The sequence below is a fragment of the Hyphomonas atlantica corrig. genome, assembly GCF_017795365.1.
Taxonomy (GTDB): Bacteria; Pseudomonadota; Alphaproteobacteria; order Caulobacterales; family Hyphomonadaceae; genus Hyphomonas; species Hyphomonas atlantica.
Window position 1 is genome coordinate 2,582,354 of sequence record NZ_CP051254.1, and the last position, 23,236, is coordinate 2,605,589.

The window sequence follows — 23,236 nt, forward strand, 5'->3', positions numbered from 1 at the left end:
CAGATGAAACATCTGAAGGCCTTTGAAGACGCCCTCAATTCCATTCACGGCGAAGGCCGGTACCGCGTATTCGTGGACTTGCACCGTCACAAGGGACGGTTTCCAAAGGCGACCGCGAGATTCGAGGACGGTGAGCGCGAAGTCACGATCTGGTGTTCCAACGATTATCTCGGCATGGGGCAGGACGATGATGTCATCAACTCCATGCATCAGGCGATCGACAGTTTTGGTGCAGGATCTGGCGGTACGCGCAACATTTCTGGCACAACCCGATATCACGTAGACCTTGAGCGAGAGCTCGCTGACTTGCATGGCAAGGAATCTGCGCTGCTGTTCACGTCAGGGTATGTTTCCAATGAGGCGACGCTGTCCACTTTGGGCAAGATCCTTCCAGATCTCATCATCTATTCGGACTCCCTGAATCACGCATCCATGATCGAAGGCATCCGTCGGTCAGGGGCGGACCGTCGAATCTTCCGTCACAATGATGTCGATCATTTGCGGGCACTCATGGAGAATGACGATCCGAGCCGTCCGAAGCTGATCGCATTCGAGAGCGTCTATTCCATGGATGGCGATTTCGGCCGCATGGAAGAAATCTGTGATCTAGCCGATGAGTTTGATGCCCTGACCTATTTGGACGAAGTCCATGCGGTCGGCATGTACGGAGATAATGGCGCTGGCGTCGCAGAAATGTGGGGCCTGGCTGACCGGATTGATATCATCGAGGGTACGCTCGGCAAAGCTTATGGTGTGATGGGCGGCTATATCGCCAGCCACGAGACCGTGGTCGACGCGATCCGGTCGATGGCTTCGGGATTTATTTTCACGACGTCAACCTGCCCGGTCATGGCGGCTGGTGCTCTGGCCAGCATTCAGAAGTTGCGGACAGATGCGGGGCGCGAACTGCGCGGAAAACATCAGGCCAATGCTGCATTGCTGAAGCAGAAGTTTCGTGATGCCGGTCTGCCAATGATTGACACGGACACCCATATTGTTCCGTTGCTTGTGGGAGACCCTGAGCGTTGCAAGGCCCTGTCTGACACGCTGCTGTTTGATTTTGGGATTTACGTGCAGCCGATCAACTATCCAACAGTTCCAAAAGGCACCGAGCGTCTCCGCTTCACGCCTAGCCCTGTCCATGATGAGGTCATGATGGACGAGCTGGTCGCGGCCATTCTTGCTGTTTGGAAACAGCTTGGGCTCGACAAGGCCGCTTAGGTATCTTGGTGCCTATTTGGCTTTCTTGCCGGTAGTCGGTGCCGCTTTCTTGCCCAGACCGATTTGTTTGGCATGTTTTGACCTGAGTTTTGCGTAGTTGGGCGCAACCATGGGATAATCCGAAGGAAGGTCCCATTTCGCACGATACTCTTCAGGCGTCATGTCGAATTTCGACCGAAGGTAGCGCTTCAGCATCTTGAGCTTTCGCCCATCCTCCAGGCAGATCAGGTAATCAGGCAATATGGATTTGGCGATCGGGACGGCGGGCTCGGCTGTCTCTGTGACTGGTTCGCTTGTCGCGGACAGGGAAGAGACTGTGCTGTAAACATTGCGGATCAGGACAGGCAACGTCTCTGCATCAATTTGATTATTAGAGATGTACGACGAAACGATCTCCGTCGTCATGTCGAGTAGGTCAGATGTCTCGTATTCGGTCATGGTCGGACAAGACTCGGGTATGAAAAGCGATATGGAGTTTTGATTTGTAGCCCCTGTTAATCTTTAAATACCACACATCTTCAAGTATTTACATGATATTCTTGATGTTAATTCGCATCATGACGGCATTGAGTGCGATATTCTGCCGTGCGCGGTTTGGAATGGTTGCGGCTTCTCGCCGCCGGGCGTAAACAGCGCGTAACCCAGCAGGAGATTCGCTACATGGCAGACACAGCCCAGTCAGCACGCCCCGACACGACTGATTTCTTCAGCCAAAGGCTGGAGGAACGTGATCCTGAACTGTTCGAAGCAATCAAGAAAGAGCGCACGCGTCAGCAGCAGCAAATTGAATTGATTGCTTCGGAAAATATCGTTTCCCAGGCCGTGCTTGATGCGCAGGGTACGATCCTGACGAACAAGTATGCGGAAGGGTATCCCGGTCGGCGCTATTATGGCGGATGCGAGTTCGTGGATATCGCGGAAGAGCTGGCTATTTCACGGGCCAAACAACTCTTCAATTGCGAGTTTGCCAACGTACAGCCCAACTCCGGTAGTCAGGCCAACCAAGGCGTGTTTCAGGCGGTATTGAAACCAGGAGACACAATTCTTGGCATGAGCCTGGATGCTGGTGGACACCTTACGCATGGGGCGCGTCCAAACCAGTCGGGTAAATGGTTCAATGCTGTGCAGTATGGAGTTAGCCGCGAAGACGACCAGATCGATTTCGTTGAGGTTGAGCGACTGGCGAAAGCACATCGTCCTCAACTGATTATCGCCGGTGGATCGGCTTACCCGCGTCAGATCAATTTCAAGCGCTTCCGCGAAATCGCTGATGAGGTCGGTGCGCTGTTCATGGTGGATATGGCCCACTTCGCTGGATTGGTTGCCGGCGGCGCACATCCGAATCCGCTTGAATATGCGCATGTTGCGACCACGACGACGCACAAGACCCTGCGCGGTCCACGCGGCGGCATGATCCTGACCAATGACGAAGCGCTAGCCAAGAAGATCAACTCAGCAATCTTCCCGGGCATTCAGGGCGGTCCTCTGATGCATGTGATCGCCGCTAAAGCCGTTGCGTTCGGGGAAGCCCTGACACCGGAATTCAAGACCTACGCGGCTCAAGTTGTCGCAAACGCGTCCGCCATGGCGGAGGCGTGCAAAGCCAGCGGTCTTGATGTTGTTTCTGGTGGTACGGATACGCATGTAGCCTTGATTGACCTGCGTCCGAAAAACGTAACGGGTCGTGACGCCGAACATGCGCTGGAGCGCGCATTCATTACCTGTAACAAGAATGGCGTTCCATTCGACCCTCAGAAGCCAACGATCACCAGCGGCATACGGGTCGGTTCACCCGCGGGCACAACGCGTGGATTCGGCGAAGCAGAGTTTACTCAGATCGGCAACTGGATTGGTGAAATTGTGGACGCTGTCGCTTCTGGTGAGAGCAGTTCGGCTGAGGACAAGGTTCGCGAAGAAGTGAAGGCGCTTACTGCGCAATTCCCAATCTATAATGGTTTGGGGGGCTGATAGACTTTGCGTTGCCCGTTCTGCGGTTCCGAGAACACATCGGTGAAGGACAGCCGGTCGGCTGAAGACAACACGGCTGTCCGTCGCCGGCGGGTTTGCGAGTCTTGTGGGGCCCGCTTCACCACTTTTGAGCGAGTTCAACTTCGCGAAATTACCGTGGTGAAGCGAGACGGAAAACGGGTGCCGTTTGATCGTGATCGCCTGACTCGGTCTATCACGATCGCTTTGCGGAAACGGCCAGTGGATCGCGATCAGATTGACCAGATGGTTTCCGGAATTGCGAGAAACCTCGAAAGTGCCGGCGAGACCGAGGTATCTTCAAACGATGTCGGGGAATTCGCGATGGAAGCCCTGCGTCGGGTCGACCCTGTTGGCTATGTGCGGTTTGCAAGTGTCTACAAGGATTTCAAGGATCCGAACGATTTCGCCCAGTTCATTGAAAACACTGCGCTCGACGATGAGGGCGACGAGGAATGAGCGGGGTCAAGGTCACCCTGAAGATCGCAACATCGCTGGACGCACGTATCGCCTTGTCTGATGGAACAAGCCAGTGGATCACGTGCAGCGAATCCCGCGCACGGGGACATCAACTCAGGGCGGCTCATGATGCGATCCTTGTGGGTATCGGCACAGTACTCGCTGACGATCCACTCTTGACGGCGCGGACCGTACCGCTGCCTGCGAAGCAGCCGGTCAGGATCGTGGCGGATTCTCATGGGCGCACACCTAGAAGTTCCAGATTGGTTCAATCGGCCGGGACGGGCCGCGTTGTCGTCGCCACGAATGGCCAGCCGCAGGACATATTGGCGGCAAGTGGCGTGGAGATCTGGCGTTGCGGACGGGGCATCCGGGTGGATGTCAAAGATTTGCTGCGACGCGTTGAGGCCGAAAGTTTGTCGTCGTTACTTATTGAAGGTGGCGGTACTCTCGCGGCGAGCTTCATTCGCGAGGGATTGGTTGATGAGATTGCCTGGTTCCGTGCGCCTATCCTGATCGGAGGAGACGGCCTACCTGCTCTCGGGGCTCTGGGGCTTTCAGACCTCGGTCAGGCGTCACGTTGGCGCGCTGTCGCAACGGAACGGATTGGGGATGACGTTCTCGATACCTATGTACGAGTCTGAATAAGAAACTAAGGGCAGGAAAATGTTTACAGGTCTGGTGACCGACGTTGGTACGGTTCGGTCTGTTGAAGATCGCAATGGCCTGCGCCGGTTTGAAGTCGAAAGCGGCTACCCTCTTGATGAAATCTCCATGGGCGCCTCGATCATGCACTCCGGTGTGTGCCTCACTGTCGTGGATATGGGGCAAGGAGAGCGCGGCGCCTGGTTTGCGACGGAGGCAGTGCCTGAAACGCTGGCAAAAACTATTCTTGGCGACCTCCACGTCGGATCCCGGGTCAATCTCGAACAAAGTCTCAAACTGGGCGATGAATTAGGCGGGCACTTCGTGTTTGGCCATGTCGATGGCGTCGGTCAGGTGGTGTCCATTGAGCCTGAGGGCGAGAGTTTTCGGATCACCATTCGGCCACCTGAAGCGATTTCGCGCTATTTCGCAACGAAGGGGTCTGCCGCCGTGAACGGCGTGTCGCTCACCGTCGCCGAGGCGTTGCCGAATGGCGATTTCCAACTCGCGATCATTCCTCACACGTGGGACGTGACAACCCTCAACGAACTGCAGCCCGGCTCCAGCGTCAATCTTGAGATCGACATGCTCGCGCGCTACGTGGCACGCATGATCGGCGCCGATGCGCCAGAAGGGCAGTAAGCGTCATGAGTAGCGAATTCCACGAGGCCATCTCTTCGATTGATGAGATTATCGAAGATGCCCGCAATGGTCGCATGTACATTCTGGTCGATGCAGAAGATCGCGAGAATGAGGGTGACCTCATCATTCCGGCAAACTTCGCGACGCCGGAACATGTTAACTTTATGGCCCGTCATGGTCGTGGGCTTATTTGCCTTGCAATGACTCAGGAGCGCGCCCACACGCTGAACCTGGATATGATGACCCGGAACAACCGGGAAAGTATGGGCACCGCCTTCACGGTCTCGATCGAAGCAAAAGAGGGCGTAACAACGGGCATTTCAGCCCACGATCGCTCTCGGACAATTGCGGTCGCGATCGATCCTACGAAGGACCATGAAGACATCGTTTCGCCGGGGCATGTCTTCCCGCTCATCGCGCGCGAGGGCGGCACATTGGTCAGAGCCGGGCATACCGAGGCGGCCGTAGATATCTCCCGCATGGCCGGGCTTTATCCTGCCGGTGTGATCTGTGAGATCATGAACGAGGACGGCTCGATGTCCCGGCTGCCAGAGCTCGTTGCGTTTGCGCAGCTCCACAATCTGAAGATCGGAACGATTGCTGATCTGATCGCCTGGCGTCGGAAGAATGATCGCTTCATGGAGCGACGTGTCGAGGCGCCTTTGAATTCCGGCTTTGGCGAAGGGTTCAAAACGGTTTGCTTCCGCAATGCGCTCGACAATTCTGAACATATTGCCATTGTTCATGGCGATATCACGCCTGACAGCACCACGCTCGTGCGTGTTCACCGCATGGATGTTCTGTCTGACGTGCTGGGTGAAAATGGCCCCCGTCAAGGCCTTGTCGGTCGCGCAATGCGTATGATCGCGGACGCCGATGAGCCGGGCGTGATAGTTTTCGTGAACACGATCCGGCCGAACGTTATTGCAGAGCGCCTCGGCCTGAAGCCGTCTGCGCCTGCAGATCCCACTGCGCCCATCCGCGAGTATGGTGTAGGGGCGCAAATCCTGCGTGACCTGGGCGTTCGCAAGATGATTTATCTTTCTGGTACTCAGCCCACCCGCCTCGCAGGCCTTGACGGCTATGGCTTAAGCATAGAGGGGTGGCGCAAACTTGATGAGGAGAGCAATTGATGGCTGAACGCGTACTTGTCGCCATTTCCCGCTACTACAAACACATTTCTGATGAATTGGAAGCCGGGGCTCTGGAAGCACTCGAAGCAGCTGGCGCAAAAGTCACCGTAATGGAAGTGCCTGGTGCATTCGAACTGCCGGGACTGATCGCGATGGCGGCAGATAGCGGCCGGTTTGATGGTGCGGTTGCGCTTGGCTGCGTCATTCGCGGAGAGACGTCTCACTACGACTATGTCTGTGGTGAAAGTGCACGTGGCTTGATGGACCTCATCGTTCAGCGGCGCCAGGCCATCGGCTATGGTATCCTCACAGTTGAGAATGAAGAGCAGGCACTTGCCCGTGCTGATCGCAAGCGCGGCAACAAGGGTAAGGACGCTGCAGAAGCGTGCTTGGCGATGATCAAATTCCGCAAGGAACTTATTCGGTGACCGATCAGAAGATCCCATTTGAAGTTACAAGAGCGAGGCGGGCGGGAGCGCGCCTCGCAGCCGTTCAGGCGCTCTACGAAATGGAGCAGACCGGGAAATCCGCACGCGCCACTATTCGCGCCTTCATGGAAGACCGGCTTGGCATTGGACCGAATGAAGAGCCGATCGAGGAAGCCGATCCGGACATCTTCAAATCCATTGTAAACGCAGTCGTCGAACACCAGGCTGCCATCGATAAAGCAATTCTGGCGCGTCTCGCATCCGGCTGGAAACTGACCCGTCTGGATGCAACCATGCGAGCATTGTTGCGGGCCGGCGCGGCTGAATTCATTCAGCATCAGCATCTCTCGAACGCGATCATTCTTGATGAGTATGTCTCGCTTGCTCACGACTTCTTCGAAGAGCAGGAAGCAAAGTTCGCGAACGCTGTGCTGGATAATCTTGCCAAAGATCTAAGAGCTTAAGCGTCAAGCTCTCGCGCCCATTCGCGCATTTCCTTGACGAAGAGTTCTGGCTCTTCCATCGCAGCAAAATGGCCGCCACGGGGCATATCCGTCCAACGAGTGATGTTATAGGCGCGTTCCATCCAGGAACGCGGCGCAGGCTTGTAGACCGGCTCTCCAGGGTAGCTTGCAAAGCCAGTTGGCGTTTCGCAACGAACACCTTCAGGCAGCGCATTACCGCCTTCCTGAGCGAATCCATTGTAGAACCAGACGCTGGTCGCAATGGCATCGTTCACGAGATAGATCATCACATTGGTGAGCAACTGGTCTTTCGTGTAGGTATCAAGTAGTCCGCCCTCTGAAAGGTCAGACCATCCGTTGAACTTCTCGATGATCCATGCAGCCGTGCCCACAGGAGAGTCCATCAGCGCCATCGCCAGCGTTTGCGGCTTGGTCAACTGTTGCATGAGGTAGGCGCCTTCACGCTGCATCGCATCCTGCATGCCGGTAAGCCAATTGGCTTCGTCTTCATTTTCCGGCGTAGCAGGTGTGGGACGAAATCCCGTCATATTGAGATGAATTGCGCGACATCCTCCTTTGCCATCGACTGTGCCATGATTGAGACCAAGATGGGAGGTGACCATGCTTCCCCAATCGCCGCCCTGAGCAAGATAGGAATCATATTTCAGCACGTCCCGCATCAACGTGTCCCACAGCGCCGCCGTGGTCCGAGGTCCGATGGGAGATTTCGGAGCTCCTGAAAATCCGTAGCCGGGAAGGGACGGAATAATCAGGTCAAAGGCATCTTCGGAGTTACCTTCGTAGCGAGATGGAAATGCGAGCGGTGCAATTGATTCCCAGAACTCGAAGACCGATCCCGGCCAGCCATGCGTCAACAGCAGGGGGCGTCTTCCGCCTGCTTCCCCAACGACATGAACGAAATGAATTACCTGGCCCTCAATCTCGACTTTGTAGCTAGGAAACTTGTTGAGGATTTCCTCTGATTTGCGCCAGTCGTATCCAGCGAGCCAGTATCGCTGGATGTCCTTCATCACCGGCGTTGACATGCCGTAAGTGAAGCCGTCTTCGTTTGCAGGAGCAGGAAACCAATCATACGCTTTGACCCGCGCCATGATGGTGTCGAGTTTTACACGGGGCACATCGATGCGAAACGGCTTTGCTGTAGGCATGGTTTAATCCTCGCTCAAATTTGAGGACCACCTAGCGACCATGCCGTTGGGCGAGGCAAGTTAAATCGAAAAACTGGTTCCGCAGCCACACGCAGCTGTCGCATTCGGATTGTTGATCTTGAAGGCCGCCCCGATCAGCTCGGTTGTGAAATCAATCTCGGATCCCTTCAGGAATTCGAGGCTCATTTCATCGATCAGAACCTTCGCGCCATCGCGCTCAAGCACCACATCATCAGCGTTTGCTACCTTGTCGAAATCAAACTTGTAGGAAAAGCCGGAGCATCCGCCGCCTTCAACGGATACGCGCAGATAGTCTACGCCGTCCTGTTTTGCCAGAATCGCATTAATTCGCTTGGCAGCGGAGGCTGTAAGGGTCACATCGGGGACGGTAATCGTGCTCATGACCTCAACATAGGGATTCTCTAGCCAATGGAAAAGAGAGCAGTGTTTGCTACGAGGCACGAGGATAGTCGTGGTCGGTACCATGAAGAGGCCCCATCCGCCACGCGGACGCCATTCCAGCGGGATCGTGACCGCATCATTCATTCCACCGCTTTTCGTCGCTTGAAGCAGAAGACGCAGGTTTTCGTTGCGCATGAAGGCGACCATTTCCGCACGCGGCTGACCCATTCACTGGAAGTAGCCCAAATCGCGAGAAGCATCTCCCGAACGCTTGGTCTGGATGAAGATCTCGCAGAGGCTTTGGCGTTAGCGCACGATATCGGACACCCCCCGTTCGGTCATGCCGGGGAAGACCAGCTTGATGAATGCATGGCCGATTACCAGGGGTTTGATCACAATGCACAGACGCTACGCGTGGTGACAAAACTGGAAGTTCGCTACCCCAATTTCGAAGGACTCAATCTCACTTGGGAGCTGCTGGAGGGCCTCGTCAAACACAATGGACCAATGGTGACGCGGGATGCACCAATGGAATCGCTGCCAGCCGCCTTCCGCCAATATGCAAACTTCATGGACCTTGAGCCACACCAGTTTGCCGGTCCTGAAGCTCAGGTCGCAGCGTTGTCGGACGACATTGCATATAACAATCACGACATTGATGACGGCATCGCTGCAGGTCTGTTCACGGTCGACGACCTTATGGACCTTCCAATTGTCGGAGACGTATTCCGGTCCGTGAAACTGGAATATCCGCATTTGAAAGACCGAATGGTCTCGTACGAAGCTGTGCGGCGCCTGATCGGACTTTGGATCAATGACCTGACATCAGAAACCGAGCGCCGAATAAAAGAGTACGCGCCCAAAAGCGCCGCCGATGTTCGCGCAATGGACGTGCCGTTGGTCGCATTTTCCGAAGAACTGGAAAGTCGTCAGAGAGCTTTACGCGCGTTTCTGCACGAGCGCATGTATAAGCATTACACCGTCAACAGGATGCGAAGCAAAGCAAAGCGGATGCTTGCCGAATTGTTTGATATATTCCTGAAAGAGCCGGATACTTTGCCTTCTCTATGGCGTCTGGACGCCTCCCAGGCTGACGAAGCGCGGCGCGCACGAATTGTCTGCGACTACATTGCCGGCATGACGGATACGTACGCAATTGAAGAGCACCGACGTCTCTATCATCCAGATGTCCTGCGATAGTCACATTTCTGCCGTTCCGGACACGTAACGCCGACGATACAGCAGCGGTCACGGTTTCTGACGTGGCATTCAAGCGTCGTTAACGAAACGGTCGCTAACATTAACTTTGTGAAGCTGTTCTAAGGGTGATTCCATGGGGCGATACCGGGAAGATGACAGGGATTATTCCCCGTTCGAGGACGATTATCGCGGTTTTGACGTGCGTGGGGACGATTCCGCGCGTGGCCCGCTTATACTCGCCCTGGCGATAGGTGTTTTGCTGGTGTTTGGCGCTGTGGTCTGGAACACGTACAGGCAGGGCATTCGGGACAATGGCGCGGGTATTCCAAGCGTTATTGCAGACAAGCAACCCTACAAGCGCGCCCCTGAAGATCGTGAAGGCGTTGCCATCCCGGATACTGACAAACGCTTTTACGACCAGATGGACGACTCTGAGCGTCCAATCATGACTGAATCCCAAGTTGCCGAACTTGAAAACGCTGAGGATGGTCTTCTGCAAGGAGGCCCCCCAATTGAGTTGCGACCCGGTCTAGAGGGCGCTGAGCCCGATGACGACCAGGTGCGCGCTCTGGCCGACTTGGAATCCATGCCAGAAGACGAGGAAGAACCCTTGCGCGTGGTTCCCGCCACTCCGGCCGCACCGGCGCCAGCACCGCAAGTCCAACGAAAGCCTGTTTCAGCGGCGCCTGAGTTCGCGTTTTCGAATGGCGGCGCATTTTTGGTTCAACTCGCAGCGTTCCGCTCACAAGAAGCCGCGGAGTCGGCCTGGACTGAGTTGAACCGGAAGAAGCCCGAATTGTTCGGCAGCGCCACAAAGCACATTCAGCGAGCTGATCTCGGCGCCAAAGGCGTATTCTACCGCCTGCGCGTTGGCAGCTTTGCAGATCGCGCGGATGCCTCTGAGTTCTGCGATGCTGTCAAAGCCGCGGGGGATAACTGCATCGTGGTGACGGGCTAGTGATGAAGGCCTGCATCCTCAGCGTATCAGGCCCAGTCCTGACTGCAGATGAAGCCGCTTTGTTTGCGGCGCAGCAGCCTTGGGGCGTCATTCTGATGGGGCGTTCCTGCGAAACGCGTCAGCAGGTCCGCCAGCTTGTCGACGATATCTGGAACGCGATGCAGCGTCCGTGCTTGATATTCATAGATCAGGAAGGCGGCCGGGTTGCCCGTTTGAAAGCGCCGGAGTGGCCGCTGTTTCCACGTGGACAGGATTATGCGGAAATTTACGCTCGAGATCGAGATCTCGGTCTATCGGCAGCCTGGCTTGGGCACCGCCTGATCGCGTCGGAACTGACAAACATGGCGATCCACGCCGATTGTGCGCCGGTTGTAGATGTTCCCGTATCAGGCGCGCATGACGTCATTGGGGATCGGGCCTTCGGCTCTGATACCGGAACGGTTGCAAGCCTCGCTGGAGCCGCACTTGCCGGCCTGGCAGCTGGCGGCGTAGCGGGCGTGATCAAGCATATTCCTGGGCATGGGCGTTCCAAGGCCGATAGCCATATGGAATTGCCGCGCGTCACGGCTGGCGACAACGAGCTATCCAAGGATTTTGATGCTTTTGCGCGGCTCGCGGATGCGCCAATGGCCATGACCGCTCACATTGCCTACGACGCATTTGACGCCACTGTGCCGGCCACGCTGTCAAAAATCATGATTCAAGACGTGATCCGCCAGCGAATCGGGTTTGATGGTCTGCTGATGACAGACGATCTGGGGATGAAAGCGCTGGGCGGTAGTCTGGGCGAGCGAGGTCAGGCGGCGATCGCTGCAGGATGTGACGTGCTTTTGCACTGTTCTGGTTTCTTGTCTGATGCTCAGGAGATTCTGGCCGAAATGTCAGAAGTCGCGTCTGTTGCACCTGAACTTACCGGCAAGTCGTTGGCGCGGGCCCAGCGCGCTGAGGCTTTGTCGACGCATGAACAGGATTTCGATGTGGCGGAAGGATGGAACACATTCCGATCCTACTTTCCGCAATTGGCGGGCAAGACATGAGCTCTGACATGATTTCCATCGACGCCTTGTCGGCAGACGCTCAGGAAGCAGAAGCTGGCGATCTGTTCTCGGTCGATGTCGGCGGGTATGAGGGGCCGTTGCACCTCTTGCTGGAGTTGGCACGTAAACAGAAAGTCGATCTGCTTCATCTCTCGATGTTGTCTCTGGCTGAGCAGTATCTCGACTTTATCGATGAAGCGAAAAGCCAACGGATAGACCTTGCCGCAGATTATCTGCTGATGGCCTCTTGGTTGGCATTCATGAAATCGCGCCTTTTGCTTCCAAAGCCGGAAAGCACCGGGGAAGATGAGCCGACAGGCGAGGAAATGGCCGAACGCCTAGCATTCAGGCTCAAACGGCTGGACGCAATGCGCAGTGCCGTACAAGAGCTTGAGGCGGGGCCCATTTTGAACAATGTGGTTTACCTTCGTGGGGCGCCAGTTCAGCCAAAGGTGGTGAAGCACACTGAATTCAAGGCATCGTTGTTTGAACTGACGCAAGCCTTCGGTGCCATTCGTGATCGTCGTGAGAAAGAACGCCCGCATACAATCGAGCAGCAACTCGTGCTGCCGCTGGAGCTGGCGCGGACCACTTTGCGTGCACTTCGGCAACAGTTGGAACAGTGGTCTTCGCTGGACGAGATCCGCTCAACCATGACAGACGTGGATCCGGAACTGCCGCCACGGTCTGTCACAGCAAGTGTGTTTTCAGCCGCATTGGAGCTTGCCAGAGATGGTGAAGTCGATGTGCGCCAGGAAGAGCATTTCGCACCGCTTTACTTGCGTAATGCGGGTGAACGTCCAGAGGGGGCCCAAAATGCAACCGCTTGAGAAACACCTGATGACTGACGACACGCCTGATACGGACCGCGATCCCATTGCGCAGTTGTCGTTCGCCTACCGCCGCTCTGAAGAAGCCTTGGCTGAAGGGGCGAGCGAAGCACTGGCGGAGGGCATACGCCGGGCAGAAGCAATCCTGTTTGCGGCTGGTGAGCCACTGAGTGCAGAGCAGATCTCGGAAACACTTCCTCATGGCGTAGAGGCCGCTGAAGTGCTTATGGCGCTCAAGGCGCAATATGTCAGCCGTGGTGTCAATCTTGTGGAAGTGGCCGGGAAGTGGCGATTCCAGACGGCGCAGGATTTATCCTACCTGTTCGTCGAAGAACGTCAGGTACAGAAGCGACTCGGGCAGGCCACGCTGGAGACGCTTGCAATCATTGCATACGGCCAGCCCGTGACTCGGGCGGAGATTGAAGCAGTGCGCGGTGTCGCGGTTTCGAAAACAACTATCGATACTCTGCTGGAAACCGGCTGGGTAAAGATCAAGGGGCGCCGCAAAACACCCGGACAGCCGATCACCTACGGCACGACAGATGCATTCATGGAGCATTTTGGGCTTGAAAGTCTCGACACCCTCCCTGGCAAAGCGGACCTCGAAGCCGAGGGCCTCTTGTCCGATGTAATTCCGGAAGGCTTCCAGATGCCTGACGAAGAAGCGCTGAATGGCGAAGAGATGCCGGAAGATGATTCCACTGCGCTTGAAGAGACTGAATCCTTTGTGACTGACTTCATGGACGCTGAGGAAGACGGAGATGAAGCGCAAGCCATCGTCGAGGACGCGGCACTGGAAAAAACGGGTACGGACGAAGCGCTTGAAGAAAACGAGGATGAAGACGCCGATACTGTCAGCGTTTTTTCCTATACGCGCGCGCCTCAGCGTACAGTCGTCGAGGAAGAGGAGTTTGACAGCGGAGACGTTAAGGCGGCCGTGATCCAGCTGTCCAAACAGCCGCGAATTCCCGAGCAACCCATGACCTCATGGGATGACGACGAATAGGTCAGATCAGTGACATGGGCGAAAGTCTGAACCTTCGCTCGAAATCGAAGCGACCGATTATGTCGTCCTCAGACGTGCCCCACCCTATATTGTGAATCACAAGTGGCGTGCCAGAGTAGGACGTCCTGTCTGACACGATCCCAATATGCGGCAAGCTGCCCTTGTAGCGCATCGTATACAGATCACCAGCTTTCCAATCGGTTACTTTGCTCGGTGTTGAAAGAGCGCTGCCATATCGTTCGATGAAGCGTTCGAGGTTCGGCACTCTGCGGTGGTCAATATTCCTGTCAGGTCGTGTGAGCCCCCAAATCGCTGGATAGGAGTTGAACGCCTCCATCATGTCCTCATGGACGAGTTTCTGAAGGTCGATCTGAAAAGCGTCGCGGTAGGCACGAATAATAACGTCGGTGCATACGCCCCGGTCGCGTGGGATGTCGCCCATCGGATAATCCAGTTGCACATAGGCAGGATCGTATGTCCGCGTGACGCCAATTTGCCTGCGCGCCGAATTTACCAGCCGCGTGGGCCAGGGAAGCGTTTCCTTGAAGAGCTGGGCCGGTGCCAAAGGCATGGCCAGGCCACAAAGAAGAGCAGAGCGACGGGTAAGCATGACGCTATTGCGCCATGCAGATCCGGCAGGATTGGGGCGAAATTCAGAAACCGTGTAGTTCGGCAATTTCGTCGAGCGGAGCGCGCTCAGCGCGGAGCGTGTTGACCGGGTGTTCCTTATCCGGCTTGCCCACCGCCATGGCGCACCAGACCATTTCCGTATCGGACAGCTTGAAGTGTTCTTTCAGGGCAGGGCGTAGCATCCCCCAACACTCCTGCATGCAGGTGCCCCAACCGCGCTCTTCGGCGAGCAGCGCCAACGTCTGCAGATACATGCCGGTGTGCCCCCATTGTCCGTGCCCCATTCTCTCGTCGATAATGATGAAGGCTGCGACTGGCGCACCGAAGAATCGGAAATTGTTGGCAAACCAGCCAACGCGCGCAGCACGATCCTCGCGAGGAATGCCAAGAGCTTCATACATCATCTCACCTACCTTCCGGCGGCGCGACTCGTGAGGCTCCCAGAGATCCTTGGGGTATATCGGACGATCTGTTGGCTGACCTTTCGGATTGGCTGCAAGTACTGGCGCGGCCATTCCGATAACTGCATCCTTGGCTGCTCCGCTGACAATTATCGTTCGCCAAGGCTGGGTGTTTCCACCAGAAGGGGCCCGCTGGGCCTGTTCCAGCCAGTCGCGGATTTCCGATTCCGGCAAGGCATCAGGTAGAAAGGCCCGAGTTGATATGCGTTGATCAACGGCTTTTGAAACGTCCATGAAAAAACCTCCCATCTGGCGATGATGGGAGGTTTAAAGGCTTAGCGTGGCGTCAGCCAAAGACTATTTTCCATGCAGGACCACGGGCATCCAAGTATAGCCTTTGACGAATGCGCCGGCCGTGAAGGATGGTTCGTCCATAACCTCAATGTGGCTGAAACGCTCCATCAGTTCCTGCCACAATATCTGAAGCTGAAGTTCAGCGAGACGATTGCCGACGCAGCGGTGGATGCCAAAGCCGAACGAGATATGACGGCGGGCATTCTCGCGATCGATAATGTAGTCGTTCGGGCGATCCCAGAAGCGCTCGTCGCGGTTTCCGGAAACATACCACATGGCGACCTGATCGCCCTTCTTGATGGTTTGGCCGTGCATCTCGACATCTTCAAGCGCTGTCCGGCGCATGTGTGCCAGAGGCGTTTGCCAGCGAATGGTTTCTGAAACCATGTTCGGGATGAGGGAGTGGTCGGCCTTCAGCTTTTCGTATTCAGCTGGGTATTTGTTCAGCGCGTAGACAGATGCCGTCATCGAGTTGCGGGTTGTGTCATTGCCGCCAACGATCAGCAGGATCACATTGCCGAGCAATTCCATCGGCGTCATGTTCCTGGTTTTTTCGCCATGAGCCAGCAAACTTATCAGATCGTTCTTCAGGGGCTGTGCGCCGCGCTCCTGGAAGATCTGCATGAAGGTGGCGAGACACTCCATCATCTCGCGTTTCCACTGTTCTTCACCGCCAGGGCAGATGTCTGGATTGTTCATGCCGGTCGCCATATCGGACCAATGAGTGAGGTCGCGGCGCTTTTCGAATGGATAATCAAACAAGGTAGCCAGCATCATCGTGGTCAGTTCGATGGACACTTTGTCGACCCAGTCGAACGGCTCACCGACGGGCAGGGAATCAAGAAGACCCTGGGTTCGGGAGCGAATGAGCGGTTCAAACTCTTTCAGCATGTTGGGCGCAACGGCCGGCTGAACAGTTTTGCGTTGTTCTGAGTGTTGCGGTTCGTCCATGGCGATGAACATCGGCAATTCGAAATCAGCGGGCGGGCTACCCAGAGTGATGCCGCCATATTCCCAGCTGGAGGAGAAGCGCTTGTGGTCGGTATCTACCGCCATGATGTCTTCGTAGCGGCTGATGGACCAGAACGGACCGACAAAAGAATCCGCTGTATAGTGAACGGGCGCTTCGTTGCGCAGGCGTTCAAAACGATCCCACATTTTTTGTTGGCGCCAGAGTTCAGGATCTTCCGGATGAAGCTCTGACAGCGGCAACTCGCTGGCTGGCGGCGCTGGCTGGCCAATTTCCAGATAGCCCTCAAACAATGGATCCCGATGAGAGATCTTTGGGCGTTGCAGGGCAGGGTGATCTAACAGGTGAACCGTATCGGCAGCCATGGATGTTCCTCCGACAGTGAGCCTTTGTCTCAGGCTCGATTTATGACGTCGGCGTCACCTTAACATGGCTATTCTGAAAAAACTATGACGCAGGCGTCATTTTTATGAGAAATGTCGTTCGCGCTTTGATGCCAGCAGTGCCGCACGTATCGCATCGGCCAGCGATTTTCTCTCTGATAGCGTTAGGAACCGCCCAATAATGTAGGCTTTTTTTCCGTACTCGATTCGCAACCAGCTGCTGGTTGTCAGCGGTTCGTCCAGTTCGACTCGCGCGAATGCCGATGGAAGAGTGACACGCTTCTCGCCCCCTTTGTTGGGGGTATGGGTGAGTTGCAGCTCGCTTGCGGTCACAATGATTCGCGTCTCTTCGCGTTGTTTTCTGAAGGAAGCACGGAAGAGAAAATAGAAGATCAGGGCATCCAGCCCAAAGAAGCCGATTACCGGAACAGCGCCCAAAGCCATGAACATCATGCCCGTAGCGAAACTGACGACGCCAACAATTGCCATTACAATGGCAAAACCACGCTCGCTCAGCGATTGGTTGGGACGCAACACCGCGTCCATGTAGACGATTTCCTGCGTTTCGGTCATGCGAACTAGATAGCACGGTCTTGTTCGTCGGCGAGGGTTCATTAGACAGGCGGTATGACAAAGCCAAAATCTCCCTCAAAACCGGCTTCAAAAAAGCGCCCGCCACGGGTGTTCGGTCGCGAGAAAGCCACCGCCTTGTTCGCCGCACTTGCGCAGGACAGGCCGGACCCCAAGACCGAGCTGGATTTCGTCAATCCCTATACGCTGGTTGTCGCTGTCGCGCTGTCCGCTCAGGCGACAGATGTCGGCGTGAACAAGGCGACTGCGAAGTTGTTTGCTGTGGCGGACACGCCTGAGAAGATGCTTCAGCTGGGAGAGGAGGGTGTAGCCGAACACATCAAGACGATCGGCCTGTGGCGCAACAAAGCCAAGAACGTGATCGCGCTCAGCAAGATGCTGATCGAAACGTTCGGCGGAAAAGTTCCGGAAACGCGCGAGGAACTCGTCCAGTTGCCGGGCGTGGGACGCAAGACGGCGAATGTTGTGCTCAATGAGGCGTTTGGTCAGCCGACCATCGCCGTTGATACGCATATATTCAGAGTATCAAATCGCACCGGGCTCGCCCCTGGTAGAAACCCGGACGAAGTCGAGGCGGGCCTGGAACGCGCGACGCCTCCAGAGTTCAAGAAAGGCGCCCACCACTGGCTCATCCTTCATGGGCGATATGTCTGCAAGGCGAGGAAACCCGAGTGTTGGCATTGCGCGATCATTGATTTGTGCCGGTTCAAGCCAAAGACACCAGATCCGGCATCTGTCTCGGCTTTAGGCCCGAAATCCAACTGAGACACTGTGGCCCTGATGCACTGCTGAACCGGTGCCTCCAGTTCGCCCAAATTTAACCAAATCACGGCCATCTCCCCCCGACACGGCCTCTCGCAGGTTTTGAAATGGAGCGTACCGTATGAAACATGTCGCCAAAATTCTCGTGAGCGCAGCGTCAGTCAGTCTGGTGTCTGCGTTACCGGCGATCGCCGAAGATGGTTGGTCAGGAGAAGCAGCCCTCAGCGCAGGTCTGACAACAGGGAACACTGAAACATCCGAAGCGGGACTGGCCGTCGATGTTGATCGAGCTTCCGGCGCATGGAATTTCGGCCTGCAGCTTTCAGGAGATTATGGCGAGGAAGACGGCATTGAGAGCCGTAATCGCTATTTCCTGGCAGGCGACGTAGAGCATGATTTCAACGACACCATGTTTACGTTTGGTCGCGCGTCTTACGAAGTCGACCAGTTCACCGGCTTTGACAGCCGTACCTTTGTCGGCGGCGGTGTCGGTTGGCACATTCTGGACGATGAAGACCACAATTGGACTGTTCGTGGCGGTCCCGGTTTCAAGATCGACGAAGTGAAGCGACAAGTCACGACAGATGCCAACACAGGCGCGGTGACCATCATTCCGGCCAGCACTGAAGAATCGCTCGGCGCCGTAGCCCAGTCAGAATACTTCTATGCCTTCAATGAGGCGGTATCCCTCAGCAACAAGACGAACGTCGTTTATGGACAGGAGTCTACCCAGATCAACAACAGCATCGGTCTTACTGCAGCTTTGAATGGTCACCTGGCCGCTCGGGTGTCGTTTGACGTGCGGCACGATACATCGCCTCAGCCAACCTACGAGGCGACGGATACAGCGACGAAATTCTCGCTGGTTTATACCCTTGGCGAGTAAGCTCTAGCGCGCCCTGATACGTGCTGAGATGGCTTTGGCCATCAGCTCACCCAGGCGTGGTCCTTGTTCCGGATAGAGGTATGGCTCGATCAGTTCGAGTTCCATCAGGAGCAGGGACCCGTCTTCATGCCGGATCATATCAACACGAGCGTAGAGCGGCACGTCGTCCAATGTCGTCAGAACGTCTCTCGCGGCCTGAAGGTCCGATGCTGCGGGCGTAATCGCTTCTTCCTGACCGCCGTAGGACGATTGAATCCGGTAGTCGCCTTTTTTCGCGCGCTTGATCAGCGCATGAGACAAAGTCCCTTCAACGAAAATGAAGCTATACTCTCCTTCGGTCTGAATGGTGGACACGAAAGGCTGCACCATCATGGCATGGGGCATATCTGGACGGACGTCATCGCGTGACAGAAGATGCTGCCCGGCTGCACCAGCGCCGACTTGCCGTTTGAAGACGAGCTTTTCTGATTGAAGCGTGTCAAACGCTTGCAGGTAACGCGCGTCCGTCATTTCATCTATCCACAAGGTGGGAATCAAGTTTGCGCCGCGGTCGGCCAACTCTTTCAGATAGGATTTATGCGAGTTCCAGCGCACAAGGCTGGCGGGGTTATGCAAAATGGTTTGCTGTTCAATAGATTCCAGCGTCTTCAGGAATTCATCCGGTCGATCCCAGTAATCCCAGGTTGTTCCGATCAACGCAGCATCAAAACGGGACCAGTCTGCTGATTCATTATCCCAGCAGATGTCCAGGATCTGCATCCCGCGCTCAGCGAACTCCGGCCGCAGCGCACGCATCATGTAATCATGCTCGAATGCGTCTGATCGACGGATTGGTGAACCCGGCTGGGTGACTTGCGAGGAGAGATAAGCAACTTTCATTCGCAGGCCTTTAGCATGCAGCGCAGTTGCGTCCACAACTCAGCTCTGGCAATCGACCTGCTGGTATCAAGGAAATTGTGAAATGAGTGAAATCCGCTTCGACGTCGTCGGCCTTGGAAATGCAATTGTAGATGTTCTGTCGCGCGCTGACGATTCCTTTCTCGAGAAGTGGGGTATCCACAAGGATGCGATGAATCTCATTGAAGAGGATCGGGCAGAAGCGTTGACTGAAGCGGCGATCGACCCGCTCTACACATCCGGCGGCAGTGGAGCGAACACGATTGCGGGCTTGGCAAGTTTCGGCGCAAAGGCCGCTTACATTGGCAAGGTTTCAAAGGATGAACTCGGCAGCCAGTTCACCAGGGAAATGGCTGCCACCGGTGTGCCCTTCGCCACGACGCCACTCGAAAGTGGACCCGCGACCGCGCGCAGCATCATCTTCGTAACCGATGATGGCGCGCGCAGCATGAACACCTTTCTCGGTGCATCGGTCCTCTTCTCGAAGAATGACGTAGACGAAGAGACGGTTCGCTCTGGTGGCATTCTGTACCTTGAAGGGTATCTGTTTGACCGCGAAGAAGCCAAGGAGGCTTTTGTTTTTGCGTCAGAGATTGCCCGGGCGGCGGGTCGCAAAGTTGCGCTCACCCTGTCAGACCGGTTCTGCGTTGATCGACATCGTGCCAGCTTCCTCCAACTCGTGCGGAACAATGTGGACATCGTATTCGCGAATGAGGAGGAGTTGCTGTCCCTCTATCAGACCGACAATTTCGAGGAGGCGCTCGCGTCACTTCAGGCCGACACCGCAATCGCCGCAGTCACGCGCAGCGAGAAAGGGTCTGTCGTCATAGGCGAGGGAGACCCGATCACGGTGGGGGCTGAAGCTGTCTCAAACGTTGTTGATACGACCGGTGCTGGAGACCAATACGCCGCCGGGTTCCTTTTTGGCATTTCACGAGGGCTTCCTTTGGCCACTTGTGCGCATCTCGGGCATATCGCCGCCGCGGAAGTCATTTCTCACTTCGGACCTCGGCCTGAGAAGTCGTACAAGGAGCTCGCAGAGGCGGCTGGCATCTACGCCTGAGCCTTGAGCGCTTCCACTGCATAATCCAGGCGGTCGTGACCGAAGAACATTTCATCACCCACAAAGAAGGTTGGGGCGCCGAATGCGCCACGTGCAATTGCTGAATCGGTGTTGGATTGCATTGCTTCCCGGTTCGCCGGGTCTTCAGCGAAGGCTAGAACTTGACTGTACTCAAAGCCCTCGGCTTCGCACATGACTTTGACCGATGATTCGTCGTCTGGTTTCAGGGCGGTCTCGGTCGCCCACATATGGCGGAAGACGGAATCCATGAAGCGTCTTTGTTCGGCTGGATTATTTGCGAGGCCACATGTCGCCCTCAGCAGGACGCGCGTGTTTACCATTGGAAAGTAGGGATTCATTCTAAAGTCCAACCCGTAGCGCGAGGTGCAGCGCAGGAGGTCCTTCATCATGTAGGCCCCCTTCGCCGGCACCATACCTGGCGGGCGGTTGCCAGTGGATTGCATGACGGCCCCGAGGAACATGGGTTTGAATTCCACATACACATCAATTCGTTCTGCTAGTTGCGCTACTGCAGCATTGGCGACGTAAGAAAATGGGCTGATATAGTCGAAATAGAATTCAAGAGAGTTTGCCATGATCGCTCCGTATTGAGTGTCGTTTTGGAACTATGGCAAATCAGTATAGGTGTGTCAGCATGAAATGGTCCGATCTATCAGATAATTGGTGTCCGGTTGCGCGAACGCTTTCCGTTGTTGGCGACCGCTGGACAATGCTTGTTTTGCGCGATTGCTTTTTGGGTATGTCGCGGTTCGAACAATTCATTGAATCGAGTGGAATGACCCGGCACATCCTTGCCGACCGTCTCAAGCGGCTCGTTGAAGCGGGCGTGCTGGAGCGTGTTGCCTATACCACGACACCCAAACGCTACGATTATGTCCTGACGGAGAAGGGCAAGGAGCTGGCGCCCGCGCTGTTGTCACTTCGCGATTGGGGCAAAAAACACTTGCCGGTGCGCCGGGCGACGTCTGCCTGATCAGTCTGCGAGCAATTGCTCGGCTTTTTTCTGAACGGCTCCGTAATCGATCTTGCCTGTGCCGAGCACCGGAATTTCATCCACTTGGTATACCCGCTTGGGAACGGACAGTTCGGGCACGCCATGGTTCTTCGCCCAGGCCAGAATGTCTTCTCGATTGCTGTCCTTGGTGTCGCTCAACAAAATAACTTGTTCGCCCTTTCTGGGATCGGGCAGGGTGACAGCTGCGTGAAGATTATCCGGCCAGATAGCGCTGGCGCAATTCTCGACGACTGCCAGCGACACCATTTCGCCGCCGATTTTCGCGAAGCGCTTGACCCGCCCCATGATCCTGATGATGCCTTCATCATCGATGGCCACGATATCTCCTGTATCGTGCCATCCGCCCTCGGGGCGTTCCAGGACGCCAGGGTTCGAAGGGCGCAGATACCCTAGCATGATGTTCGGCCCTTTCACGTGGAGCCGGCCACCGTCTTCAATGCCTTCAACGGGTACCAGTCGCGATTCCATACGCGCCATGAGTGTTCCGACCGTGCCGGGACGATTATTCTCCCACTGGTTCGCGGCGATTACAGGGGACGCTTCGGTTGCTCCATATCCTTCGAGGATCTCGATTTCGAACTTCCGGCGCACAAGTGCACGCGTCTCATCTTTGACTCGTTCAGCACCGCAAACGGCCAGTCGAACCGAACTCATGTCGCCGTCCCCACCAATACGCGCATATTGCGAGATGAATGTGTCTGTCGCGAGAAGGATCGTTGATTGGTTGGCACGAATACGGCGGACGATTTCGCGCGGCTGAAGCGGCGATGGGTGAAACATGACCGGAATTCCGGCGACAATTGGCAACACCGCGCCCACTGTTAGACCAAAACAGTGGAATGTTGGCAGGGGGTTGAACAGGCGATCTGTATCCGGGCTCAATCCAATATGCGCGCGAACCTGTTCGACATTGGCCATCACGTTTTCATGGCTGAGAACGACGCCCTTGGGCTCACCCTCGGTGCCAGACGTGAAAAGCATCACACCGGGAGATTTGTAGCGCGATTGCTTGCGGACCAGCCCCGGAAGCACAGAACCTAGAGCCGCGATCAGCTTGTTGCTGAGCGTCAGGTTTTCCCGAACATCCTCCAGATACAGGATTTCTGCTGAATCGGACAATTCTTCTATCAGATCCTCAAGGCCGCCTAGCTCAACAAATTTGTGCGCTGTCACGATGCGACTGATCTGTCCGGCCTTCATGGCGGCTTTCAGATTGCGAGAGCCTGCCGTGAAGTTGAGCATTGCGGGGATTCGGTTGAACGCGCTGATTGCATAGAAGCCGATGACCGCGCCGGCCCCGCTGGGCAGCATCACGCCGACGGCCTCTCCGGGTTTTGTGCCCTTGCGCAAGGCTGAGCCCAGCGCCAGCGCCGCTTGCACGATCTCTTTGTAGGTGAGTTCGCGTTCGTCGCCATCAATCAAAATGGCCTTTCCGCTCCCAAATTCCTTTTTTGCGCGAAAGAGTGCGCTGAAAAGATCGGTGCGGGTGCGTGATGGTTGATATGGCAAAGGTGCCGGGATGGTCTGTCCGGTCATGATGGCCTCAGGTTCCCTCCGGGGCATTGCCCCATGTGTTTTTTGTAACAATCTGTCATTTATCGACACTGTCGCAAGCGGTAATGCAAGATTGCATGAACACTCTGCAGTGTATTTCCCTTGATGAAACAGTTGGTCAGGTCCATT

General features: G+C 55.7%; 27 protein-coding genes. 17 read left to right on the forward strand and 10 right to left on the reverse strand.

Annotated elements, in window-relative coordinates:
• Positions 1-3 precede the first annotated feature (3 nt).
• Entirely contained in the window at positions 4-1,221 is a 1,218-nt protein-coding gene (gene hemA / locus HF931_RS12475; protein WP_035555279.1) for a 5-aminolevulinate synthase, read from the forward strand.
• 12 nt (positions 1,222-1,233) lie between these two features.
• Here hemA and HF931_RS12480 read toward each other — a convergent pair whose 3' ends face one another.
• Positions 1,234-1,659 (reverse strand): Ros/MucR family transcriptional regulator, encoded by a 426-nt coding sequence (locus HF931_RS12480; RefSeq protein ID WP_035555276.1) that lies wholly within the window; start codon positions 1,657-1,659, stop codon positions 1,234-1,236.
• A gap of 222 nt (positions 1,660-1,881) precedes the next feature.
• On the opposite strand from HF931_RS12480, the gene glyA reads away from it, so the two are divergent.
• The 7 genes from glyA to nusB are packed head-to-tail and all read left to right on the forward strand — an operon-like array spanning position 1,882 to position 6,978.
• Complete coding sequence (gene glyA, locus HF931_RS12485; RefSeq protein WP_273013019.1) at positions 1,882-3,189, forward strand: serine hydroxymethyltransferase; 1,308 nt, start codon at positions 1,882-1,884, stop codon at positions 3,187-3,189.
• A gap of 6 nt (positions 3,190-3,195) precedes the next feature.
• Positions 3,196-3,666 (forward strand): transcriptional regulator NrdR, encoded by a 471-nt coding sequence (nrdR, locus tag HF931_RS12490; protein WP_035555270.1) that lies wholly within the window; start codon positions 3,196-3,198, stop codon positions 3,664-3,666.
• Positions 3,663-4,310 carry a RibD family protein gene (locus HF931_RS12495; RefSeq protein ID WP_273240362.1) on the forward strand — a complete coding sequence of 216 codons (648 nt, stop codon included), beginning with the start codon at positions 3,663-3,665 and terminating at the stop codon, positions 4,308-4,310. The genes nrdR and HF931_RS12495 overlap by 4 nt, the downstream gene beginning before the upstream one ends.
• 22 nt (positions 4,311-4,332) lie before the next feature.
• On the forward strand, positions 4,333-4,953 hold the full coding sequence (locus HF931_RS12500) for a riboflavin synthase (protein WP_273240364.1): 621 nt from the start codon (positions 4,333-4,335) through the stop codon (positions 4,951-4,953).
• Positions 4,954-4,958: 5 nt separating this feature from the next.
• Entirely contained in the window at positions 4,959-6,086 is a 1,128-nt protein-coding gene (gene ribB, locus HF931_RS12505) for a 3,4-dihydroxy-2-butanone-4-phosphate synthase (protein ID WP_272983101.1), read from the forward strand.
• Positions 6,086-6,514: a 6,7-dimethyl-8-ribityllumazine synthase gene (gene ribH / locus HF931_RS12510; RefSeq protein WP_035555258.1), complete on the forward strand. Its 429-nt coding sequence runs from the start codon at positions 6,086-6,088 to the stop codon at positions 6,512-6,514. Before ribB ends, ribH begins: the two co-directional genes overlap by 1 nt.
• The gene (gene nusB / locus HF931_RS12515; protein WP_035555255.1) at positions 6,511-6,978 is read left to right on the forward strand and encodes a transcription antitermination factor NusB; all 468 of its coding nucleotides are present in this window, start codon (positions 6,511-6,513) and stop codon (positions 6,976-6,978) included. The genes ribH and nusB overlap by 4 nt, the downstream gene beginning before the upstream one ends.
• On the opposite strand, the gene HF931_RS12520 is transcribed toward nusB, so the two are convergent.
• Positions 6,975-8,147, reverse strand: coding sequence for an epoxide hydrolase family protein (locus tag HF931_RS12520; protein WP_035555253.1), 1,173 nt, complete (start codon positions 8,145-8,147; stop codon positions 6,975-6,977). The genes nusB and HF931_RS12520 overlap by 4 nt on opposite strands.
• A 60-nt stretch (positions 8,148-8,207) precedes the next feature.
• Positions 8,208-8,549, reverse strand: coding sequence for an iron-sulfur cluster insertion protein ErpA (erpA, locus tag HF931_RS12525; RefSeq protein ID WP_035555250.1), 342 nt, complete (start codon positions 8,547-8,549; stop codon positions 8,208-8,210).
• A gap of 27 nt (positions 8,550-8,576) precedes the next feature.
• Between erpA and HF931_RS12530 the strand changes: the two genes are divergently transcribed.
• The 5 genes from HF931_RS12530 (at position 8,577) to scpB (ending at position 13,580) form a co-directional block, all read left to right on the forward strand.
• Positions 8,577-9,749: a deoxyguanosinetriphosphate triphosphohydrolase gene (locus tag HF931_RS12530; RefSeq protein ID WP_273240366.1), complete on the forward strand. Its 1,173-nt coding sequence runs from the start codon at positions 8,577-8,579 to the stop codon at positions 9,747-9,749.
• Between the two features lie 133 nt (positions 9,750-9,882).
• Complete coding sequence (locus HF931_RS12535) at positions 9,883-10,707, forward strand: SPOR domain-containing protein (RefSeq protein WP_273240368.1); 825 nt, start codon at positions 9,883-9,885, stop codon at positions 10,705-10,707.
• Positions 10,708-10,709: 2 nt separating this feature from the next.
• Complete coding sequence (nagZ, locus tag HF931_RS12540) at positions 10,710-11,744, forward strand: beta-N-acetylhexosaminidase (protein WP_273240370.1); 1,035 nt, start codon at positions 10,710-10,712, stop codon at positions 11,742-11,744.
• A complete protein-coding gene (locus tag HF931_RS12545) occupies positions 11,741-12,574 on the forward strand; it encodes a segregation and condensation protein A (RefSeq protein ID WP_273240371.1) in 834 nt (277 codons plus the stop codon). Before nagZ ends, HF931_RS12545 begins: the two co-directional genes overlap by 4 nt.
• Before the next feature lie 10 nt (positions 12,575-12,584).
• Positions 12,585-13,580, forward strand: coding sequence for an SMC-Scp complex subunit ScpB (gene scpB / locus HF931_RS12550; RefSeq protein WP_273240373.1), 996 nt, complete (start codon positions 12,585-12,587; stop codon positions 13,578-13,580).
• Between the two features lies 1 nt (position 13,581).
• On the opposite strand, the gene HF931_RS12555 is transcribed toward scpB, so the two are convergent.
• The 4 genes from HF931_RS12555 to HF931_RS12570 all read right to left on the reverse strand — a co-directional run bounded on the left by HF931_RS12555 (position 13,582) and on the right by HF931_RS12570 (position 16,891).
• Positions 13,582-14,190 carry a DUF1287 domain-containing protein gene (locus HF931_RS12555; protein ID WP_035555237.1) on the reverse strand — a complete coding sequence of 203 codons (609 nt, stop codon included), beginning with the start codon at positions 14,188-14,190 and terminating at the stop codon, positions 13,582-13,584.
• A gap of 43 nt (positions 14,191-14,233) precedes the next feature.
• A complete protein-coding gene (locus HF931_RS12560) occupies positions 14,234-14,905 on the reverse strand; it encodes a nitroreductase (protein WP_272983104.1) in 672 nt (223 codons plus the stop codon).
• A gap of 63 nt (positions 14,906-14,968) precedes the next feature.
• Entirely contained in the window at positions 14,969-16,300 is a 1,332-nt protein-coding gene (locus tag HF931_RS12565) for a cytochrome P450 (RefSeq protein ID WP_081806253.1), read from the reverse strand.
• A 102-nt stretch (positions 16,301-16,402) separates the two neighbouring features.
• Positions 16,403-16,891, reverse strand: a complete 489-nt coding sequence (locus tag HF931_RS12570; RefSeq protein WP_273240375.1) for a DUF2244 domain-containing protein — start codon at positions 16,889-16,891, stop codon at positions 16,403-16,405.
• Between the two features lie 54 nt (positions 16,892-16,945).
• Here HF931_RS12570 and nth point away from each other — a divergent pair, with 54 nt between their 5' ends.
• Both nth and HF931_RS12580 read left to right on the forward strand, forming a co-directional pair.
• Entirely contained in the window at positions 16,946-17,674 is a 729-nt protein-coding gene (gene nth / locus HF931_RS12575) for an endonuclease III (RefSeq protein WP_081806251.1), read from the forward strand.
• A 118-nt stretch (positions 17,675-17,792) separates the two neighbouring features.
• A complete protein-coding gene (locus HF931_RS12580) occupies positions 17,793-18,557 on the forward strand; it encodes a DUF481 domain-containing protein (RefSeq protein ID WP_035555231.1) in 765 nt (254 codons plus the stop codon).
• A gap of 3 nt (positions 18,558-18,560) precedes the next feature.
• Here HF931_RS12580 and HF931_RS12585 read toward each other — a convergent pair whose 3' ends face one another.
• Complete coding sequence (locus HF931_RS12585; protein ID WP_035555228.1) at positions 18,561-19,436, reverse strand: ATP-grasp domain-containing protein; 876 nt, start codon at positions 19,434-19,436, stop codon at positions 18,561-18,563.
• Between the two features lie 82 nt (positions 19,437-19,518).
• Here HF931_RS12585 and HF931_RS12590 point away from each other — a divergent pair, with 82 nt between their 5' ends.
• Positions 19,519-20,517, forward strand: coding sequence for an adenosine kinase (locus HF931_RS12590; RefSeq protein WP_035555224.1), 999 nt, complete (start codon positions 19,519-19,521; stop codon positions 20,515-20,517).
• Here the strand turns inward: HF931_RS12590 and HF931_RS12595 are convergent.
• Positions 20,508-21,113: a 2-hydroxychromene-2-carboxylate isomerase gene (locus HF931_RS12595; protein WP_035555220.1), complete on the reverse strand. Its 606-nt coding sequence runs from the start codon at positions 21,111-21,113 to the stop codon at positions 20,508-20,510. The genes HF931_RS12590 and HF931_RS12595 overlap by 10 nt on opposite strands.
• A 59-nt stretch (positions 21,114-21,172) precedes the next feature.
• Between HF931_RS12595 and HF931_RS12600 the strand changes: the two genes are divergently transcribed.
• Positions 21,173-21,511 (forward strand): winged helix-turn-helix transcriptional regulator, encoded by a 339-nt coding sequence (locus tag HF931_RS12600; RefSeq protein WP_035555217.1) that lies wholly within the window; start codon positions 21,173-21,175, stop codon positions 21,509-21,511.
• On the opposite strand, the gene HF931_RS12605 is transcribed toward HF931_RS12600, so the two are convergent.
• Entirely contained in the window at positions 21,512-23,089 is a 1,578-nt protein-coding gene (locus tag HF931_RS12605) for an AMP-binding protein (RefSeq protein WP_051602905.1), read from the reverse strand.
• Between the last annotated feature and the right edge of the window lie 147 nt (positions 23,090-23,236).

Excerpts from the sequence above, each read along its gene's own strand:
- HF931_RS12480 (WP_035555276.1), bottom strand. The coding sequence starts at position 1,659 with ATGACCGAATACGAGACATCTGACCTACTCGACATGACGACGGAGATC.
- ribH (WP_035555258.1), top strand. The coding sequence starts at position 6,086 with ATGGCTGAACGCGTACTTGTCGCCATTTCCCGCTACTACAAACACATT.
- HF931_RS12500 (WP_273240364.1), top strand. The coding sequence starts at position 4,333 with ATGTTTACAGGTCTGGTGACCGACGTTGGTACGGTTCGGTCTGTTGAA.
- HF931_RS12555 (WP_035555237.1), bottom strand. The coding sequence starts at position 14,190 with ATGCTTACCCGTCGCTCTGCTCTTCTTTGTGGCCTGGCCATGCCTTTG.
- HF931_RS12605 (WP_051602905.1), bottom strand. The coding sequence starts at position 23,089 with ATGACCGGACAGACCATCCCGGCACCTTTGCCATATCAACCATCACGC.
- HF931_RS12600 (WP_035555217.1), top strand. The coding sequence starts at position 21,173 with ATGAAATGGTCCGATCTATCAGATAATTGGTGTCCGGTTGCGCGAACG.
- HF931_RS12595 (WP_035555220.1), bottom strand. The coding sequence starts at position 21,113 with ATGGCAAACTCTCTTGAATTCTATTTCGACTATATCAGCCCATTTTCT.
- HF931_RS12585 (WP_035555228.1), bottom strand. The coding sequence starts at position 19,436 with ATGAAAGTTGCTTATCTCTCCTCGCAAGTCACCCAGCCGGGTTCACCA.
- HF931_RS12535 (WP_273240368.1), top strand. The coding sequence starts at position 9,883 with ATGGGGCGATACCGGGAAGATGACAGGGATTATTCCCCGTTCGAGGAC.
- HF931_RS12545 (WP_273240371.1), top strand. The coding sequence starts at position 11,741 with ATGAGCTCTGACATGATTTCCATCGACGCCTTGTCGGCAGACGCTCAG.
- HF931_RS12570 (WP_273240375.1), bottom strand. The coding sequence starts at position 16,891 with ATGACCGAAACGCAGGAAATCGTCTACATGGACGCGGTGTTGCGTCCC.
- HF931_RS12580 (WP_035555231.1), top strand. The coding sequence starts at position 17,793 with ATGAAACATGTCGCCAAAATTCTCGTGAGCGCAGCGTCAGTCAGTCTG.
- HF931_RS12530 (WP_273240366.1), top strand. The coding sequence starts at position 8,577 with ATGGAAAAGAGAGCAGTGTTTGCTACGAGGCACGAGGATAGTCGTGGT.
- HF931_RS12560 (WP_272983104.1), bottom strand. The coding sequence starts at position 14,905 with ATGGACGTTTCAAAAGCCGTTGATCAACGCATATCAACTCGGGCCTTT.
- ribB (WP_272983101.1), top strand. The coding sequence starts at position 4,959 with ATGAGTAGCGAATTCCACGAGGCCATCTCTTCGATTGATGAGATTATC.
- glyA (WP_273013019.1), top strand. The coding sequence starts at position 1,882 with ATGGCAGACACAGCCCAGTCAGCACGCCCCGACACGACTGATTTCTTC.
- nth (WP_081806251.1), top strand. The coding sequence starts at position 16,946 with ATGACAAAGCCAAAATCTCCCTCAAAACCGGCTTCAAAAAAGCGCCCG.
- HF931_RS12520 (WP_035555253.1), bottom strand. The coding sequence starts at position 8,147 with ATGCCTACAGCAAAGCCGTTTCGCATCGATGTGCCCCGTGTAAAACTC.
- erpA (WP_035555250.1), bottom strand. The coding sequence starts at position 8,549 with ATGAGCACGATTACCGTCCCCGATGTGACCCTTACAGCCTCCGCTGCC.
- hemA (WP_035555279.1), top strand. The coding sequence starts at position 4 with ATGAAACATCTGAAGGCCTTTGAAGACGCCCTCAATTCCATTCACGGC.
- scpB (WP_273240373.1), top strand. The coding sequence starts at position 12,585 with ATGACTGACGACACGCCTGATACGGACCGCGATCCCATTGCGCAGTTG.
- HF931_RS12590 (WP_035555224.1), top strand. The coding sequence starts at position 19,519 with ATGAGTGAAATCCGCTTCGACGTCGTCGGCCTTGGAAATGCAATTGTA.
- HF931_RS12495 (WP_273240362.1), top strand. The coding sequence starts at position 3,663 with ATGAGCGGGGTCAAGGTCACCCTGAAGATCGCAACATCGCTGGACGCA.
- nagZ (WP_273240370.1), top strand. The coding sequence starts at position 10,710 with ATGAAGGCCTGCATCCTCAGCGTATCAGGCCCAGTCCTGACTGCAGAT.
- HF931_RS12565 (WP_081806253.1), bottom strand. The coding sequence starts at position 16,300 with ATGGCTGCCGATACGGTTCACCTGTTAGATCACCCTGCCCTGCAACGC.